The following is a 17111-nucleotide window of genomic DNA, read 5'->3' as shown; positions in this document are numbered from 1 at the left end:
CATGCAACTCCCGCCGCTCACAGCGGGGCAATCGCGGCGCGGATGTGTTGCCGGGTCGTTACAGAGCGGGGCCCACGGGCGCGACCCTGCTCACAGCGGGACCCCGCTGGCCGTCGGTTCCGGAACTCGACCGGGCTCCTCCGGTGTCCTGACCTGCAGGAACGGCAACCGGCGGGGGCCGGGGGTGACCGCCCACGACACGAGGGCGAGCACCAGCTCGGCCAGCAGCGCCAGTACCGCGACCAGGATCGCGCCGGCGATCATGACGCCGTAGTCCTGCTGGCCGAAGCCCAGGTTGACGATCCGGCCCAGTCCCCCGCCGCCCACCAGCGCGGCCAGCCCCGCCGTCGCCACGACCTGCACCGTGGCGGTGCGGATGCCGGTCATGACCAGGGGCAGGGCGAGGGGCAGCTCGACCCGGGCGAGCACCTGGCCGCGGCTCATGCCCATGCCGCGGGCGGCCTCGCGGACCTCCGGGTCGACGCCGCGGAACCCGACGAAGGTGTTGGTCAGGATCGGTGGGACGGCGAAGACCGCCAGCGCGATCGCCGTCGCCCGGTTGCCGAAGCCGATCGGGCTGACCGCGAAGAGGGTGAGCAGCGCCAGGGTGGGCACGGCGCGGCTGACGTTGGACAGGACGACGACCAGGCCCGAGCCGCGGCGGCCCGTCCCGAGGGCCGTGCCGACCGGCAGCGCGACGACCATCGCGGCGAGCACCGCGGCCGCCGAGATCCACAGGTGCTCCAGCGCCAGGTCGGCGATGCCGCTCGGCCGGCTCCAGTTGTACGGGTCGTTGAGGTAGACCAGCGCCCGCGAGAAGTCGTTCACGACCGCGCCGCCCGCACCCAGGGGGTGAGCAGCCGCTCGACGCCGGCCAGCAGCAGGTCGGCGGCCAGGGCCAGCAGGATGCAGCCCACCGCCCCGGTCGCGATCTCGGCCCGGTAGAAGTTGGCCGCGAACCCGCCGGTGATCAGCTGCCCCAGGCCGCCGTGGCCCACGAGGACGCCCACGGTGGTCAGCGCGACGGTGGAGACGGTGGCGATCCGCAGTCCCGCCATGAACGCCGGCAGGGCCAGCGGCAGGTCCACGCGCCAGAACGTCTGCACCCCCGACAGCCCCATGCCGCGGGCCGCCTCGCGGACGTCGGCGGGCACACCCTGCAGCCCGGCCAGGAAGTTGCGCACCAGGATGACCAGGGAGTAGACCACCAGGCCGACCAGGACCGTCGTCGACGACAGGCCCGTGAAGGGCACCAGCAGCGCGAACGTCGCCAGCGACGGGATCGTGTACACGACGGTCGACAGCCCCAGCACCGGCGCCGCGAGGAACCGGGTGCGCCGGGCCGCCAGGGCCAGCGGCAGCGCGAGGACCGCGCCGAGGACGACGGCGGCCACGGTGAGCCGGACGTGCTCGCCGGTGTAGGCCAGGATGGTGTCCCAGTTGTCGCGCACGTAGGACGGCTCGAACCACGGGTTCGGCGCCTCGTCCACCGCGAGCACCCCCGCCGCGGGGTCGCTCACCGCGTCCAGCAGCGGACGCGCACCCAGGGAGGTCACCCCGTGGACGCTACTGCCGAGCTCGGCGCGCGCAGCACCGCGCCGGAGGGCACCGCGCAGGAGATCCGGCTCGAGGGCGTCAGCAAGACCTACGCCGACGGCACGGTGGGCGTCGAGCGGCTGGACCTGACCTTCGCCGCCGGCGAGCTCAGCGTCCTGGTCGGCCCCTCGGGCTGCGGCAAGACGACCACGATGAAGATGATCAACCGCATCATCGAGCCGACGACGGGCCGGATCCTGCTCGGCGGCGAGGACGTCACCCGGGTCGACGCCGACCGGCTGCGCCGCCGCATCGGCTACGTCATCCAGAACGTCGGGCTGTTCCCCCACCAGACGGTGCGCGCCAACGTGGCCACGGTGCCGCGGCTGCTGGGCTGGGACCGCCGCCGGGTCCGCGCGCGCGTCGACGAGCTGCTGGCCACGGTCGGTCTCGACCCCGCCGTCCACGGCGACCGCTACCCCGCCCAGCTCTCCGGCGGTCAGCGGCAGCGGGCCGGGGTGGCCCGCGCGCTGGCCGCCGACCCCCCCGTCCTGCTCATGGACGAGCCGTTCTCCGCCGTCGACCCGGTCGTGCGCGAGCGGCTGCAGACGGAGTTCCTGCGGCTGCAGGAGACCGTCCGCAAGACGATCGTGTTCGTCACCCACGACATCGAGGAGGCCGTGCGCCTCGGTGACCGGATCGCGGTGATGAGCACCGGCGGCCGGGTCGAGCAGTTCGCACCCCCCGCCGAGCTGCTGGGCCGGCCGGCCAACGCCTTCGTCGCCGACTTCGTCGGCGCGGACCGGGGCCTCAAGCGGCTGGCGGTGACCGGGATCGAGGTCGACGACCTCGAGCGGCCGCCGGTGGTGCGCGCCGCCGACGGGCTGGCCGACGCGCGCGCCTCGCTGCAGGCCACCGGCGCCCGCTGGGCGGTCGTCCTCGACGACGGCGGCCGGCTGCACGGGTGGCTGTCGGCGGACCGGGCCTCCGGCGCCGGCACCGTGGGGTCGGCGGCACGGCGCATGGAGGCGTGGGTGCCGGTCGACGCCACGCTGAAGACGGCGTTCGCCACGATGCTGCAGCACGAGGCCGGCTGGGTGGCGGTGCTCGACGGGGACGTCTTCCTCGGCGTGCTCACGCCGGAGTCGCTGCACGCGGCGCTGCGCCGCTCGGTGGAGGGCACGGTCCCCGAGACCGCCGGCGCCGTCGTCCCCGCGCGCTAGGCATCGCCACGGCTAGGCGCGGACGCCGCTCCCGGGCCGCTGGTCGTCGTGCTCCTCGGGCGGCACCCGGCACACCGACTCCAGCCACAGCGCGGCGGCGGTGAGGGCCACGGCGAGGACGACGCCCAGCACGGCGGTGAGCGTGTCGCTGCCGGCGGCCTGCAGCCGCCGCACCGCGGGCGCGACGTGCAGCAGCACGCCGGCCCAGACGCCGGCGAAGACCGCGCCGACGAACGCGCTGGCCTGGGCGAGCACCGCCAGGCGGGCCACCACCATCGGCTCGACCCGGCGCACGAGCGGGGCCGCCCGTTCGGCGGGGCGACCAGCACGGGCACCGCGGCGGGCCTCCCGTTCGGCGGCCAGCCGGGTGCGCAGGGTACGGGCGCCGAGGGCCTCGGCGACGGCGAGCACGCCGAGCGGCACCGGTAGCCACCAGCGCAGCGACGGCAGGCTCCCGTAGGTGGCGCGCACCACCAGCCAGGCGGCCAGCGTCAGCCCGAGGGCGACGACGAGGAGGTCGCGCCGGTTCACCGGCCTCAATGGAGGTGCTCCCACCGGACCACCGCGGCCACGTCCTCGGCCGGCAGCGCGGCGACCAGGTCGGCCACCCGGCCGCGCCCGGGCAAGACCGCGGTCGGGTCCAGCGACAGCCACGGCACCAGGACGAAGGCCCGCTCGTGCGCCCGCGGGTGCGGCAGCGTGAGCGCGGGGTCGTCGGAGAGCACCGGGCGGCCGTCGTCGCCGGTCACCGTGACGACGTCGACGTCGAGCGTGCGGGCGCCCCACCGCACCTCGCGGGTGCGGCCGGCGGCCCGCTCGAGCTCCTGCGCGCGGGCCAGCCAGCCGGCGGCGTCGCGGTCGCCGCGGACGAACACCACCGCGTTGAGGTAGGGCGGCTGCTCGACCGGACCCCACGGCGGTGTCTCGAACAGCGTGGACCGGGCGACCAGCCCGTCGCCCCTGAGCGCCTCGATCGCGGTGCGCAGCGCGCGGGCGCGGTCGCCGAGGTTCGCGCCCAGGGACAGCACCGCGCGGCTCACGGGCGCTCCCGGCGGATGGTGACGGTGACGTCGTCGAAGGCGACGCCGAGGTCGGCCTGCGGCTTGTGCACGGTGATCTCGGCGGCCTGCACCAGCGGGTCGGCCAGGCAGACGTCGGCCAGCCGCTGGCAGAGGGTCTCGAGCAGGTCGACCGGCTCCCCGGTGAGGACGGCGTGCAGCCGCTGCGCGAGCTCGGCGTAGTTCACCGTGAGCGCGAGGTCGTCGGTGGCGGCCGCCGGCGCGGTGTCGACCTCGAGGACGGCGTCGACGGAGAAGGTCTGGCCGTTCTCGCGCTCGAAGCCGTAGACGCCGTGGTGGGCGTGCGCGGTCAGCCCGCGGACGGCGATCCGGTCGGGGACCTGGCCGGGGTGCTGGGGCGGGTGGGTGTCAGCCACGGCGGGCCCCCCGCGCGGCGCGCACGGCCGCCACGGTGCGCACGGCGTCCACCGAGGCGGCCGCGTCGTGCACCCGCACGCCCCAGGCACCCGCCTCGGCGGCGAGCACCGTGGTGGCGAGGGTGGCGGCGTCGCGCTGCTCGGCCGGGCGCGGCTCGGCGTCCGGCCCGGCCAGCATCCGCCCGAGGAACGTCTTGCGGGAGGCACCGACCAGCACCGGCAGCCCGAGGGCGATCAGCCGGTCGAGGCCGGCCAGCAGCGCCCAGTTGTGCTCGGCGCGCTTCGCGAAGCCCAGGCCGGGGTCGAGCACCAGCTGCCGCGGGTCCACGCCGGCGGCGACGACGTCCTCGACGCGGGCGGTGAGCTCGGCGCACACCTCGGTGACCACGTCGCCGTACTGCGCGGCGGCGTACATCTCCCGGCTGTGGCCGCGCCAGTGCATGAGCACCCAGGGGACGCCGGCCTCGGCGACCAGCTCGGCCATGTTTTTGTCGGCCAGCCCGCCGCTCACGTCGTTGACCAGCACCGCGCCGGCCCCGAGCGCGGCCTCGGCGACCTCGGCGCGCGTGGTGTCGACGCTGGCCCGCACGCCCGCGGCCGACAGCGCGCGCACCACCGGCACGACCCGGCGGCACTCCTCCTCGGCGTCGACCCGGTCCGCGCCCGGGCGGGTGGACTCCCCGCCGACGTCGACGTAGTCCGCGCCCGCGGCGGCCATGGCCAGGCCGTGGGCGACGGCGACCTCGGGGTCGGCGAAGCAGCCGCCGTCGGAGAAGGAGTCGGGCGTGACGTTGAGGACGCCCATGACCACGCACCGCGCGGGGTGCAGCAGCGGGACGGCGTTCACCGGCCCAGGACGAGGCTCATCGCCTCGGCGCGGGTGGCGGCGCTGTCGCGGAAGATGCCGCGCACGGCCGAGGTGACCGTGATCGAGCCCGGCTTGCGGATGCCGCGCATGCCCATGCACAGGTGCTCGGCCTCGATCACCACGATCGCGCCGCGCGGCTTGAGGTGCTCGGCGAGCGCGTCGGCGATCTGCCGCGTCATCCGCTCCTGCACCTGCGGCCGGCGGGCGTAGACGTCGACCAGCCGGGCGATCTTGGACAGGCCGGTCACCCGGCCGTCCTCACCCGGGATGTACCCGACGTGCGCGGCGCCGTGGAAGGGCACGAGGTGGTGCTCGCAGGTCGAGTACATCGGGATGTCCCTGACCAGCACGAGCTCGTCGTGGTCCTCCTCGAACACCGTCGCGAGCACCTCGCCCGGGTCCTGCCACAGGCCGGCGAAGGTCTCGGCGTAGGCGCGGGCCACCCGGGCCGGGGTGTCCTGCAGTCCCGGCCGGTCGGGGTCCTCCCCCACCGCGAGCAGCAGCTCGCGGACGGCGGCCTCGGCCCGGGCGGTGTCGATCCGCGACGGGTCGGCGACGGTCCCGTCGTCCGGGGACCCGCCGGCCGCCGGTCCCGCCGGCCCGCTCACCGCTGCGCGGGCGCGCCGACGTCACCCACCGCGCTGCTGCCGCCCTTCACCAGGCTGCTGCCGGTGGCGCCGTGCCCGTTGGTGCCGTGGCCGTTGGCCTGCGCGGCGGCCTCGGCCGGGGTGAGCACCGGCGGCTGGTCCGACGGCGTCCGCTTGCCGAAGCCGTTGTAGGGCGCCAGCGAGGGCCGCTTGGTGACCGGCGCGCAGATGCGGGCCATGTCCTCCTTGGAGAGCGTCTCCTTCTCGATCAGCTCGAGCACGAGCTGGTCGAGCACCCCGCGGTACTCCACGAGGATCTCCCACGCCTCGTCGTGCGCGGCCTCGATGAGGGCGCGCACCTCGCCGTCGATGTCGGCGGCGACGGCCTCGGAGTAGTCCGGACGCGAGCCCATGTCGCGGCCGAGGAACGGCTCGGAGTCGGTGCTGCCGTACTTGACCGCACCCAGCTTCGCGCTCATGCCGTACTGGGTGACCATCGCGCGGGCCATCGAGGTGGCCTTCTCGATGTCGTTGCCGGCGCCGGTGGTCGGCTCGTGGAAGACCAGTTCCTCGGCCGCCCGCCCCCCGAGGGCGTAGGCCAGGGTGTCGATCATCTCCGAACGGGTCTGGGTGTACTTGTCCTCGGTCGGCAGGACGAGCGTGTGCCCGAGCGAGCGGCCGCGCGGCAGGATCGTCACCTTGTGCACCGGGTCGAGGTTGGGCAGCGCGTGCGCCACCAGGGCGTGCCCGCCCTCGTGGTAGGCGGTGACCTTCTTCTCCTTCTCGCTCATCGCCCGCGTCTTGCGCTCGGGGCCGGCGATGACGCGGTCGATCGCCTCCTCGAGGGCCTCGTCGGTGATCACCGAGCCGTTGCCGCGGGCGGTGAGCAGGGCGCCCTCGTTGAGCACGTTGGCGAGGTCGGCGCCGGTGAAGCCGGGGGTGCGGCGGGCGACGGTCTCCAGGTCGACGTCGGGGGCGAGCGGCTTGCCCTTGGCGTGCACCTCGAGGATCCGCTTGCGGCCCTCCAGGTCGGGCCGGTCGACGGCGATCTGGCGGTCGAAGCGGCCCGGGCGCAGCAGCGCGGGATCGAGGATGTCCGGCCGGTTCGTGGCGGCGATCATGATGACGCCGCCCTTGACGTCGAAGCCGTCCATCTCGACGAGCATCTGGTTGAGCGTCTGCTCGCGCTCGTCGTGGCCGCCGCCCATGCCGGCGCCGCGGTGCCGGCCGACGGCGTCGATCTCGTCGACGAAGATGATCGCCGGGGCGTTGCTCTTGGCCTGCTCGAACAGGTCGCGGACGCGGCTGGCACCGACACCGACGAACATCTCGACGAAGTCCGAGCCGGAGATGGAGAAGAACGGCACCCCGGCCTCACCGGCCACCGCGCGGGCCAGCAGCGTCTTGCCGGTCCCGGGCGGGCCGAACAGCAGCACGCCCTTGGGGATCTTGGCGCCGACGGCCTGGAACTTCACCGGGTTGGCCAGGAAGTCCTTGATCTCCTGCAGCTCCTCGATGGCCTCGTCGGCACCGGCGACGTCAGCGAACGTGGTCTTCGGGGTGTCCTTGGTGACCTGCTTGGCCTTGGACTTGCCGAAGGCCATGACCCCGCGGCCGCCGCCCTGCATGGAGTTGAACAGCCAGAACAGCAGCAGCAGGAGGATGAGGAAGGGCAGGAAGCTGATCAGGACGCTGACGAAGACGCTGTCCTGGGTGACGTTGGTGGTGAAGTCGACGCCGTTCCCGGTGCTGGTGCCGTCGGCACCGATCCCCGAGACCAGGGCGAAGACGTCGTCGGAGGCCCCGATCGGGTAGGACGCGCTGATCTGGTCGTTGCCGTCGACCGGTTTGGTCAGGTCGAGGTCGAGCGTCTGTTCCTTGTCGTTGATCGTGACCGAGTCGACGTTGCCGTCCTCGATCTGCTGCAGCGCGACGGAGGTGTCGACCTGCTCGTAGTTCGAGCCACCGCCGAGGAACGAGGACAGTCCGAGGGCCACCAGGACGACGAGCACGACCCAGAACCACACGGAGCGGAAGATCTTCTTGCGTTCCATACACCGATGCCGGGCGGCCGGAGGGCTCCGGCCTGGCCCGTCGACCCTCCTGATCGTCCGGGTGACGCGCCGCGCGCGCCGGGCGGGCACCCTCGCGCGGTCCAGCGTCGTTGCGCTCGACGGTACACCGGGCGGGCTGCGCGTCCCCTGTCCGCGAGCTGCACACCCGCTGCCGGGTCCCCCGTCCGGGTCCCGCCCGGGTGGGCTCCGGAGGGCTCCGCGAGGGGTGCGGCGGACGCACTCGACGCGGGTCCGGGCGCCGTCCGGTGGCGGTGCGGTCCGCGGGACCGCGATCAGGTGGCCGCGATCAGGTGGTGTAGACCTCCGGCTTGAGCGTCCCGATGTAGGGCAGGTCGCGGTAGCGCTCGGCGTAGTCGAGGCCGTAGCCGACGACGAACTCGTTGGGGATGTCGAAGCCGACGTAGCGCACCGGCACGTCGACCTTCACCGCGTCCGGCTTGCGCAGCAGGGCGCAGACCTCCAGCGACGCCGGCCGCCGTCCGCCGAGGTTCTTCAGCAGCCAGGACAGCGTGAGGCCGGAGTCGATGATGTCCTCGACCACCAGCACGTGCTTGTCGGAGATGTCACGGTCGAGGTCCTTGAGGATCCGCACGACGCCCGAGGAGCTGGTGGAGCTGCCGTAGGAGGAGACGGCCATGAACTCCATCTGGGTGGGCAGCTGCAGGGCGCGGGCGAAGTCGCTCATGAACAGCACGGCGCCCTTGAGGACGCCGACGAGCAGGACCTCGCGGCCGGCGTAGTCGCGGGCGACCTCGGCGGCCAGCTCGGTGATCTTGTCCTGGATCTCCCGCTCGGACAGCAGCACGTGGTCGATGTCGGGGCCGTAGCCGTGGTCGGGCCCCAGGCCGCCGGGGACGGCCTCGGTCGACACGGCCTCGGTCGACACGGCCTCGGTCGACACGGCCTCGGTCGACGCGGTCTCGCTCACGGGTGCTGCTCCTCGGGCTCGGGGACCGGGCTGGGGGCTCGGGTGGGGCCGGCAGCGGCCGGCCGGGCCCTCCCGCCCCGGGAGCCGGCGGGCCGCAGCACCAGCCTGCCAGACGCCCGGAGCGCCACGGCACCGCCCGGGAGCGTCACCGGTCCCTGGCCGCGCCAGCCGGTAAGGAGCGCGTCGACGGCGCCCAGGTGTGCCGCCTGCAGGTCCGAGACCCCGGCGTGGCGCAGCCACCCGCGCAGCACCCGGCGGCGCAGCGCGGCGGGCAGCGCGGCCACCTCGCCGGCCGGGAGGCCACCGCCCTCGGCCAGCCGGGCCCGCTCGGCGTCGCCGAGGGCGTCGAGGAGGTCGAGGTCCTCCCGCAGCAGCGCGGCCGTGCGGGCCAGGGCAGGGGCGACCCCGCCGCCGAGGACGTCCTCGAGCAGCGGCAGCACCTCGCCGCGCAGCCGGGCGCGGCGGTGGGCCGGGTCGGTGTTCCAGGGGTCGTCCCACACCGGCAGGCCCAGCGCCGTGCACGCCGCGCGGGTGGTCGACCGGCGGACGCCGAGCAGCGGGCGCCAGAACGGGGGGCGCTCGGCCACCATGCCGGCCACCGACCGCGGGCCCGAGCCGCGGCCCAGCCCGAGCAGCACGGTCTCGGCCTGGTCGTCGAGGGTGTGCCCGAGCGCCACGCGCGCCCCGTGCCCGGCGGCGGCAGCGGTCAGGGCGGCGTGGCGGGCGGTGCGGGCCGCGCCCTCGGGGCCGCCGTCGGCGCCGACGTCGACGGGCAGGACGAGCACCGGGTCCAGGCCGAGGTCGCGCAGCAGGTGCGCCGTCCGCCGGGCGCGCTCGGCCGAGCCGTCCTGCAGGCCGTGGTCGACGGTGACCGCGCCGGCCGGCACCCCCGCGCGCGGCGCCTCGAAGGCCACCGCGGCGGCCAGGGCCACGGAGTCCGCTCCCCCGCTCACGGCCACCAGCACCGGCTGGGCGGAGCCGCGCAGGCCCGGGCGGACGGCACCGCGGACGGCCGCGACCGGCGGCGGCGGTCCGCTCACCGGCGCCCGGGCGTCAGGCGGTCACGGCCGGGCGGCCGTGCACCCGCTCGACCCACCGGGCGGGCTCGGTGAGCTCGTCGACCAGCGGCAGGTTCTCGGGCCCGGCCCACACCCGGTTGAAGCCGTCCATGCCGACCAGGTCGACGACGCCGCCGACGAAGAGGCGGCCGTCGGCGTACTGCTTCATCTTCTGCTCCAGGCCGAGCAGCCGGCGCAGCACGCGGTCGAGCGGGCCGCGGCCCTTGCGGCGCTGGGCGAAGCGCTTGCGCAGGGTGCGCACCGAGGGGACGACGTCGGGGCCGACGCCGTCCATCACGTACTCGGCGTGCCCCTCGACCAGGCTCATCACGGCGGTGACCCGGTCGAGCACCTCGCGCTGGGCGGGGTCGCGCACCAGCGCCATCAGGCCCTGCGAGCCGCTGTCGTCGTCGCCACCGCGGACGGCGTCGGTGATCCCGCGGACCAGGTCGCTCATCCGGTCGCGCAGCGCGTCGGGGCTGAGGTCGGTGGCCTCGACGAACTCGCTGATCTGCGCCTCGAGGTGCTCGCGCAGCCAGGGGAAGGCGGTGAACTGCAGCTGGTGGGTGACCTCGTGCAGGCACACCCAGAGCCGGAAGTCCGACGGGTCGACGCCCAGCTTGCGCTCGGCGTCGACGATGTTGGGCGCCACGAGCAGCAGCCGGCCGCCGGTGCCGAACACCTCGTACTGGCCCAGCACCCGGGAGGACAGGAAGGCGAGCAGACCGCCGGCCTGCACGCCGGTGGCGCGCGAGCCGATCGCGGTGGCCAGCGGCCCGGGCCGGGTCTCCTGCCGCTCGGTGAGGGCCTGCACCAGCGGGTCGAGCAGGGCGGCCATGCCGGCGGCGTTGGCGTCGATCCAACCGGGCCGGTCGACGACGGCGACCTCGGGCACCGGCCCGCCCTCGACGGGGCGCAGGCCGGTGAGGCCCTCGACGTGGGCGACCGCGGTGGCCGAGGCCTCGTGCAGCTCGCGGACGACGTCCGCGGCCTCCTCCCGGGTGGTCGCCGGCCCCGGCCCCGTCAGCTTGCGGGCGGTGCGCCCGGCGAGGTCCCAGTCGACCAACGCGCTGCTCGTCATCGCCTCACCGTACGCGGGCGGCCTGGGAGCCCGTGGCCTCCCGCGGCCGCCCTAGCTGCAGCCGCAGGCGGCCAGGGCGGAGGCGACGGCGTCCAGCGCGGCCTCCTCCGGGTCCCCGCCGCCGGAGGTGCCGTTGGCGACGAGCGCGTAGGCCAGCAGCCGGCCGTCGGCGGTCACGACCGTGCCGGCGAGGGCGTGCACGCCGAGCAGGGTGCCGGTCTTGCCGCGGACCGAGCCGGGCGCCGTCGCCGGGTCGTCGTCCCCCCGGTCGAACAGCGTGCCGTCCCAGCCGGCCACCGCGAGGCCGGACAGGACCGCCGAGGCGCCCTCCAGCGAGCCGTCGGCGACGCCGGCGACGAGGTCGGTGAGGACGTCGGGGGTGACCAGGTCCAGGCGGGACAGGCCGCTGCCGTCGTGGAGCTCGACGTCGGAGACGTCGAGCCCGGCCTCCTCCAGCGCCTCGGTGACCGCCTGGGCCGAGCCCTCGAAGGTCGGCGGCAGGTCGCGGGCGAGCGCCACCTGGCGGGCCAGCGACTCGGCCAGCAGGTTGTCCGACTGCGACAGCGCCTGCTCGACCAGGCGGGCGACCGGGGCGGAGCGGACGCTGCCGAGCGTCGCCGCGCCCTCGGGCGCCGTGCCGAGCTGCACGGTCGCGCGCGGCACGCCCAGGGCCGCGGCCAGCGCCGCGCCGGCGTCGGTGCCGGGCTGCCCGCTGCGGGCGTCCTCCCCCGGCGTGACGCGGGCGCCGTCGACGGCGGTGGCGGTGACCGGGGCGGCGTAGGTCGACGGCGCGTCGTCGGGACCCCAGCCGTCGGCGGTGAGCGGGCCCTGGAACAGCGAGCCGTCGACGACGACCCGGCGCACCACCGTCCCGGGCGGGAGCGCGGCCTGCACCTGGGCGGCCAGGTCGGCGACGGTCGCCGCGCCCGGGTAGGTCGGGGAGGGGTCCGTGGTCGACAGGGTGGGGTCACCGCCGCCGACGAGCACGACCTCGTCGGGGGTGGCCCCGGCGACGACCGTCGTCTCCAGCGTGGCCTCGGGCTCGAGCGTGGTGAGGGCCGCGACGGCGGTGAGCAGCTTGGCCGTCGAGGCCGGGGTCACCGGGGCGTCGGCGTCCTGGTCGAACAGCGTCTGCCCGTCGGCGACGTCGACCACCTCGGCCGACACGCCGCCGAGCAGCGCGGGGGCGGCCAGCAGCGGGATCAGCCGGGTGGTGAGCACGTCGGGGTCGGGCGCGGGCGCCTCGGTGGACAGCGCGGCCAGCACCGGGTCGGGCTCGCCGACCTCGGGCAGCGCGGCGGCGGCGCGGGCGGCCTCCCCGCCGTCCCCGGAGGCGTCGTCCCCGGCGGCGACGACCAGCCCGGCGACGACCAGGGCGGCCACCACCACGGCCGCCAGGACGGTCAGCAGGAGCCGTCGGCGCAGCCGCCGGTAGCTCGGCGTGACGCTGGTCGACCCGCCCTGCGCGATGGTGCCCACCCCCCGGAAGAGGTCCCCGGAGCAGACCTGCACCGGTGGACCTGGTACCGGTGGGCCACACTACGTCCCGTGCAGTTCGACGTGACGGTAGAGATCCCCAAGGGCCAGCGGAACAAGTACGAGCTGGACCACGCCACCGGGCGCATCCGGCTCGACCGGATGCTGTTCACCTCCACCCGGTACCCGGCCGACTACGGGTACATCGAGAACACGCTGGGCCAGGACGGCGACCCGCTCGACGCCCTGGTCCTCCTGGAGGAGCCGACCTTCCCCGGGTGCCTGATCACCTGCCGGGCCATCGGCATGTTCCGGATGACCGACGAGGCCGGTGGGGACGACAAGGTGCTCACCGTCCCGGCCACCGACCCCCGCATGGCCCACCTCCAGGACATCAGCGACGTCTCGGAGTTCGACCGGCTGGAGATCCAGCACTTCTTCGAGACCTACAAGGACCTGGAGCCCGGCAAGTCGGTCGAGGGCGCCAACTGGGTGGGCCGGGCAGAGGCCCAGGCCGAGATCGAGGCCTCGCTCAAGCGGGCCCAGGAGACCGGCGACCACTGACGGCCGCGCCGGCCCCCCGCCCCGGCCCCCGGGCCCCGACCGCACGACGGACGACGGACGGCGGACGGCGGTGCACCCCTCCGCGAGGCTGCACCGCCGTCGTCGTGTCAGCCCGCGTGTCGTGCCCCCGCTCGGCGGCGGTGGGCGCCCCGGTGAGCGCCCGGTCGGTGAGCGCGCCGGCCCGGCACCACTCGTACTCGTCCCACTCCGGCGGCGTGCTCAGGGGCGCGTAGCCGGGCCCGAGGCCGGCGCGGGCCACCTCGGCCAGCAGCCCGGGCAGGTCGGGCAGCTCGCCGCGACCGTCGGGCCGGGGTGCGCGGCCAGCCGCGGCAGCAGCCAGGCCCGGGTGCCGCAGCCGAGGTGGAGGACCCGGCCGCGGCGGGGCGGGTCCAGCCGCTCGAGCAGCCGGCGCAGGCTCCCCTCGGAGACGGGGCGGCGACGGGGTGCCGGCGGAGGGCGATCGCGCTGATCCGGGCCCGGTCCACGGGGGCGTCCTGACCGGGCGGCGGTGGGTCACCGCCGCCCGGGCTCACATCACGCCGCGGGAGCGCAGGTCGCGCAGCTCGGCGAAGACCCGGCGCCGGATGGTGTCCTCCCGCTTCTCGCCGATGCGGAGGAAGCGCAGGGACAGCTCCGTGCGGTCGTCCTCGCGCGGGTGGTGGCGCACCACCTCGGCGTCGACGGTGAGCCGGTCACCGTCGAGGTCGACGGTCACCGGCACGACCGTGCCGGCCTCGACGGCCGGCTGCTCGCCGCCGGCGGCGAGCAGGCAGCGGCTGCCGCCCTCGCTGAGGTCGAGGGTGGCCCCCCGCAGCACGGTCCCGCCGACCTTGAGCTCCAGCGGCACCGCCAGCGGGGCGCGGACGGCGGCGCGGCGCTGACCGCGCGAGGCGGGCCCGACGGTGCGGACCCGCCAGGTGGGGTCGTCCCCCGTGCTGACGGCGACGAGCTCGGCCGGCACCGACCGCAGCTCCTCCGGTCCCCGCCAGATGAGCTCCAGGTGCTCCCCGGGCTCGAGCCGGACGCGGCGCTGCGCGGCGTCGGTCCCGACGCTGAGCACCAGCTCGCTGGCCGACGCCTCCTCGACGAAGCTGAGGAGCACGTCGTCGGGGCTCACCGCCTTGACGTCGACGACCGACCGCTCCTCCGGGTGGTCGACTCCCGGCGTGCTCATCGCTGTTCCTCTCGTTCGGCGTGCATGGGGCAGGCGCCCGCGGCGGGCGCACGGGAGGTGCATCGGCACCCGGCCGCGCGGAGGCGAGGGCCGGGACGGACCGGCTCCCCCGAAGGGGGAGGACGCCGGGCGCCGGGGAGCGATGATGCCGGACCGGGGTGGGCGAGGGCGGCCGACACGGCCGAGCGCCCCGGCGGGAGGCCGGGAGGAGGAGAGCCGCCTGTCGGAATCGAACCGACGACCTTCTCATTACGAGTGAGATGCTCTACCGACTGAGCTAAGGCGGCGGGCGTGCGGGACACAGCCTACGGCACGGCCGCGCCGGGCCCGCGAGGCCTGCGGGGCAGGAGGGTCCTCCCTCAGGCCGGCAGCCGCAGCGCCACGGTGAGCGCCTCGACGGCGACCTGCGGCTTCACGTTCTGCTCGAGCGCCGTGCGGCAGGCCAGCACCGCGTCGATGCGGCGCAGCGCGCCCTCGGCGCCGATGCGGCGGGCCAGCTCCTCGGCGTCGGCCCGCCGGTCGGGGTGGTCCAGCGGCAAAGTCTCCCCCGGGGCGGCGTCCAGGACCAGCGCGTCGCGGTAGAGCCCGGCGAGGTCGACCAGGGCGCGGTCCAGCGCGTCCCGGCCGATGCGGGTGGCCCGCGACTTCTGCCGGCGCTCGAGCTCCTTGAGCTGCCCGGCGCCGCGGCTGGCGGCGGCGATCCCCGGCCCGCGGGCCCCGACGCCCAGGCTGGTCTTGACCGCCTCGGTCTCCGCGCCGTCGAGGGCCGCGCTGGTGCGGTCGGACTCCTCCTTGGCCGCGCTCACCAGGTCGTCGGCGGCGGTCAGGCAGGCGGCCAGCGAGACCAGCGACATCGGGATGTCGAGCACCGCCTTGCGGGCCAGCCGCGCGCTCTCGTCGCGGGCCAGGTGCCGCGCCCGCCCGACGTGCCCGCCGGCCGCGCCCGCGGCCCAGGCCGCCAGCGCCGGGTCGATCCCGTCGCGGCGCACCAGCACGTCGGCCACCGCGTCGACCGGCGGGGTGCGCAGGCCGACCACCCGGCAGCGGGAGCGGATGGTGACCGACACGTCCTCGGGGTGCAGGCTCGGGGCGCACAGCAGGAACACCGTCCGCGGCGGCGGCTCCTCGATCATCTTGAGCACCGCGTTGGCCGCCTGCTCGGTCATGCGGTCGGCGTCCTCGACGACGACGACCTGCCAGCGCCCCTGCGACGGCGCCCGCCCGGCCAGCCGCACCAGCTCCCGCGCCTCCACCACCCCGATGGACAGCCCCTCGGGGACGACGGTCTGCACGTCGGCGTGGGTGCCGGCCAGCACGGTGCGGCAGGCGTGGCAGGTGCCGTCGCCGCCGTCGGGGCACTGCAGGGCGGCGGCGAAGGCGCGGGCGGCGACCGACCGGCCCGAGCCCGGCGGGCCGGTGAACAGCCACGCGTGGGTCATCGCCGTGGGGTCGGCGACGGCGGCGCGGAGCTCGGCGACGGCGGCGGGCTGGCCGACGACCTGCGCCCAGACACCCCCGGGGACCGCCGGGGTGCTCACGCGACCCGTCCCGGCAGCAGGGCGGCGACCCGGTCGCGGACGGCGGCGGCGATCTCGTCGGCCGGGAGGGTCGCGTCGAGGACCAGGTAGCGCTCCGGCTCGGCCGCGGCCAGCTCGAGGAACGTGGCGCGGACCCGCTCGTGGAAGTCCAGCGACTCCGCCTCCAGCCGGTCGGCGGCGCCCCGGCCGCGGGCGCGCTGCAGCCCGGTCGCGGGCGGCAGGTCGAGCAGCACGGTGAGCGCGGGCACCAGCCCCCCGGTGGCCCAGGCCGACAGCCGGCGGACCTCCTCGACCGCGAGGGTGCGGCCGGCTCCCTGGTAGGCCAGCGAGCTGTCGACGTAGCGGTCGGTGACGACCACCTCGCCGACGTCCAGCGCCGGGCGGACCACGGCGTGCACGTGCTGGGCGCGGTCGGCGGCGTAGAGCAGCGCCTCGGCCCGCGGGGACAGGTCACCGGTGGCCGGGTCGAGCAGCAGCGCGCGGATGCGGACCCCGGGCGCGGTGCCCCCGGGCTCGTGCGTGACCCGCGCGGGGATCTCGTGCAGGCCGAGCCAGTCGAGCAGCCGCCGCACCTGGGTGGACTTGCCGGCGCCCTCGCCGCCCTCGAAGGCGACGAACAGCCCGCGGCCGGGCAGGCGCGGGTGGGCGGTGATCGGGTGCTCCCGGGGCTCGGTGGGGACGGGGACGGGGATCCTCCGACGGCCGGTCCACGGTACCGGCCGGCACCGACGTCCCCGGGCACGCGGCGGGCTCCTACGGTCGGTGCCGTGGACGCCGCCTGGGACCCCGCCGCCTACCTGCGCTGCGCCGGCGAGCGGGCGCGGCCCTTCGCCGACCTGCTCGCCCGGGTGGACGCCGCCGACCCGCGGGTGGTCGTCGACCTCGGCTGCGGCGAGGGCGCCCTGACCGCGTCCCTCGCCGCCCGCTGGCCGGGTGCGCGGGTGACCGGCGTCGACTCCTCGCCGGAGATGCTGGCCGCGGCGGCCGCGCACGCGGTGCCCGGGCGGGTGGAGTTCGTGCCCGGCGACGTCCGGGACTGGCGCCCGGACGGGCCGGTCGACGTCGTGGTCAGCAACGCCGTCCTGCACTGGGTGCCCGGCCACGCGGCGCTGCTGGCCCGGTGGGCGGGGCAGCTGGCGCCCGGGGGCCGGCTGGCGGTGCAGGTGCCGGGCAACCACACCGCCCCGACCCACCGGCTGCTGGCCGCGCTGTGCACCTCGCCGCGGTGGTCGGACCGGCTGGCCGGTGCCGCTCCCCCGGCGGACGCCGTCCTCGAGCCGGCCGGCTACCTCGACGTCCTGACCGGGGCCGGGCTGGCCGCCGACGTCTGGGAGACGACGTACCTGCACGTGCTGCGCGGCCCCGACCCGGTGCTCACCTGGGTGCGCAGCACGGTGCTGCGGCCGGTGGTGGCGCTGCTGGACGACGACGGGGCCGCCGAGCTCACCGCCGCCTACGCCGCGGCGCTGCGGGCGGCCTACCCGCCCCGGCCGGACGGGACGACCGTGCTGCCGTTCCGCCGGGTCTTCGCGGTGGGGCGGCTCGGCGGGGCATAGCCGGCAGCGCGC

Annotated in this window: 18 protein-coding genes and 1 tRNA gene; 3 read left to right on the top strand and 16 right to left on the bottom strand. The window is 76.2% G+C overall.

The genetic code is table 11. From position 1 onward, the window contains the following. Positions 1 to 90 precede the first annotated feature (90 nt). The gene (locus ACU616_RS11250) at positions 91 to 828 is read right to left on the bottom strand and encodes an ABC transporter permease (RefSeq protein WP_446758545.1); all 738 of its coding nucleotides are present in this window, start codon (positions 826 to 828) and stop codon (positions 91 to 93) included. Further along, a complete protein-coding gene (locus ACU616_RS11245; protein ID WP_446758544.1) occupies positions 825 to 1556 on the bottom strand; it encodes an ABC transporter permease in 732 nt (243 codons plus the stop codon). Before ACU616_RS11245 ends, ACU616_RS11250 begins: the two co-directional genes overlap by 4 nt. Positions 1557 to 1559: 3 nt before the next feature. Here ACU616_RS11245 and ACU616_RS11240 point away from each other — a divergent pair, with 3 nt between their 5' ends. Continuing rightward, positions 1560 to 2759, top strand: a complete 1200-nt coding sequence (locus ACU616_RS11240; RefSeq protein ID WP_446758543.1) for an ABC transporter ATP-binding protein — start codon at positions 1560 to 1562, stop codon at positions 2757 to 2759. Between the two features lie 12 nt (positions 2760 to 2771). Here ACU616_RS11240 and ACU616_RS11235 read toward each other — a convergent pair whose 3' ends face one another. The 10 genes from ACU616_RS11235 to dacB all read right to left on the bottom strand — a co-directional run bounded on the left by ACU616_RS11235 (position 2772) and on the right by dacB (position 12303). After that, the gene (locus tag ACU616_RS11235) at positions 2772 to 3290 is read right to left on the bottom strand and encodes a DUF3180 domain-containing protein (RefSeq protein WP_446758542.1); all 519 of its coding nucleotides are present in this window, start codon (positions 3288 to 3290) and stop codon (positions 2772 to 2774) included. Positions 3291 to 3295: 5 nt separating this feature from the next. Next, complete coding sequence (gene folK, locus ACU616_RS11230; RefSeq protein WP_446758541.1) at positions 3296 to 3799, bottom strand: 2-amino-4-hydroxy-6-hydroxymethyldihydropteridine diphosphokinase; 504 nt, start codon at positions 3797 to 3799, stop codon at positions 3296 to 3298. Then, a complete protein-coding gene (gene folB / locus ACU616_RS11225) occupies positions 3796 to 4194 on the bottom strand; it encodes a dihydroneopterin aldolase (RefSeq protein WP_446758540.1) in 399 nt (132 codons plus the stop codon). The genes folK and folB overlap by 4 nt, the downstream gene beginning before the upstream one ends. Next, positions 4187 to 5041 carry a dihydropteroate synthase gene (folP, locus tag ACU616_RS11220; RefSeq protein WP_446758539.1) on the bottom strand — a complete coding sequence of 285 codons (855 nt, stop codon included), beginning with the start codon at positions 5039 to 5041 and terminating at the stop codon, positions 4187 to 4189. The genes folB and folP overlap by 8 nt, the downstream gene beginning before the upstream one ends. Continuing rightward, positions 5038 to 5670: a GTP cyclohydrolase I FolE gene (gene folE / locus ACU616_RS11215; protein WP_446758538.1), complete on the bottom strand. Its 633-nt coding sequence runs from the start codon at positions 5668 to 5670 to the stop codon at positions 5038 to 5040. Before folE ends, folP begins: the two co-directional genes overlap by 4 nt. Further along, positions 5667 to 7703 (bottom strand): ATP-dependent zinc metalloprotease FtsH, encoded by a 2037-nt coding sequence (gene ftsH, locus ACU616_RS11210; protein ID WP_446758537.1) that lies wholly within the window; start codon positions 7701 to 7703, stop codon positions 5667 to 5669. The genes folE and ftsH overlap by 4 nt, the downstream gene beginning before the upstream one ends. A 307-nt stretch (positions 7704 to 8010) precedes the next feature. Then, positions 8011 to 8652, bottom strand: a complete 642-nt coding sequence (gene hpt / locus ACU616_RS11205; RefSeq protein WP_446758536.1) for a hypoxanthine phosphoribosyltransferase — start codon at positions 8650 to 8652, stop codon at positions 8011 to 8013. Further along, the gene (gene tilS, locus ACU616_RS11200) at positions 8649 to 9692 is read right to left on the bottom strand and encodes a tRNA lysidine(34) synthetase TilS (RefSeq protein ID WP_446758535.1); all 1044 of its coding nucleotides are present in this window, start codon (positions 9690 to 9692) and stop codon (positions 8649 to 8651) included. Before tilS ends, hpt begins: the two co-directional genes overlap by 4 nt. Positions 9693 to 9705: 13 nt before the next feature. Then, the gene (locus ACU616_RS11195; RefSeq protein ID WP_446758534.1) at positions 9706 to 10791 is read right to left on the bottom strand and encodes a zinc-dependent metalloprotease; all 1086 of its coding nucleotides are present in this window, start codon (positions 10789 to 10791) and stop codon (positions 9706 to 9708) included. Positions 10792 to 10842: 51 nt separating this feature from the next. Further along, complete coding sequence (dacB, locus tag ACU616_RS11190) at positions 10843 to 12303, bottom strand: D-alanyl-D-alanine carboxypeptidase/D-alanyl-D-alanine endopeptidase (protein ID WP_446758533.1); 1461 nt, start codon at positions 12301 to 12303, stop codon at positions 10843 to 10845. A gap of 36 nt (positions 12304 to 12339) precedes the next feature. Here dacB and ACU616_RS11185 point away from each other — a divergent pair, with 36 nt between their 5' ends. After that, positions 12340 to 12831, top strand: coding sequence for an inorganic diphosphatase (locus ACU616_RS11185; RefSeq protein WP_446758532.1), 492 nt, complete (start codon positions 12340 to 12342; stop codon positions 12829 to 12831). Between the two features lie 529 nt (positions 12832 to 13360). Here ACU616_RS11185 and ACU616_RS11180 read toward each other — a convergent pair. The 4 genes from ACU616_RS11180 to tmk form a co-directional block, all read right to left on the bottom strand. Continuing rightward, a complete protein-coding gene (locus ACU616_RS11180; protein WP_446758531.1) occupies positions 13361 to 14005 on the bottom strand; it encodes a flagellar brake protein in 645 nt (214 codons plus the stop codon). A 214-nt stretch (positions 14006 to 14219) separates the two neighbouring features. Beyond that, positions 14220 to 14292 (bottom strand) — tRNA-Thr (locus ACU616_RS11175). Between the two features lie 72 nt (positions 14293 to 14364). Continuing rightward, a complete protein-coding gene (locus tag ACU616_RS11170; RefSeq protein WP_446758530.1) occupies positions 14365 to 15543 on the bottom strand; it encodes a DNA polymerase III subunit delta' in 1179 nt (392 codons plus the stop codon). Continuing rightward, positions 15540 to 16163 carry a dTMP kinase gene (tmk, locus tag ACU616_RS11165; protein ID WP_446761473.1) on the bottom strand — a complete coding sequence of 208 codons (624 nt, stop codon included), beginning with the start codon at positions 16161 to 16163 and terminating at the stop codon, positions 15540 to 15542. Before tmk ends, ACU616_RS11170 begins: the two co-directional genes overlap by 4 nt. Positions 16164 to 16310: 147 nt before the next feature. Between tmk and ACU616_RS11160 the strand changes: the two genes are divergently transcribed. Then, on the top strand, positions 16311 to 17099 hold the full coding sequence (locus ACU616_RS11160; RefSeq protein ID WP_446758529.1) for a trans-aconitate 2-methyltransferase: 789 nt from the start codon (positions 16311 to 16313) through the stop codon (positions 17097 to 17099). The last annotated feature ends 12 nt before the right edge of the window (positions 17100 to 17111 follow it).

It is taken from the genome of Geodermatophilus sp. URMC 62, assembly GCF_052931475.1.
The sequence above is the reverse complement of the archived record's forward strand: the minus strand, read 5'-3'. Positions and strand labels throughout refer to the sequence as shown.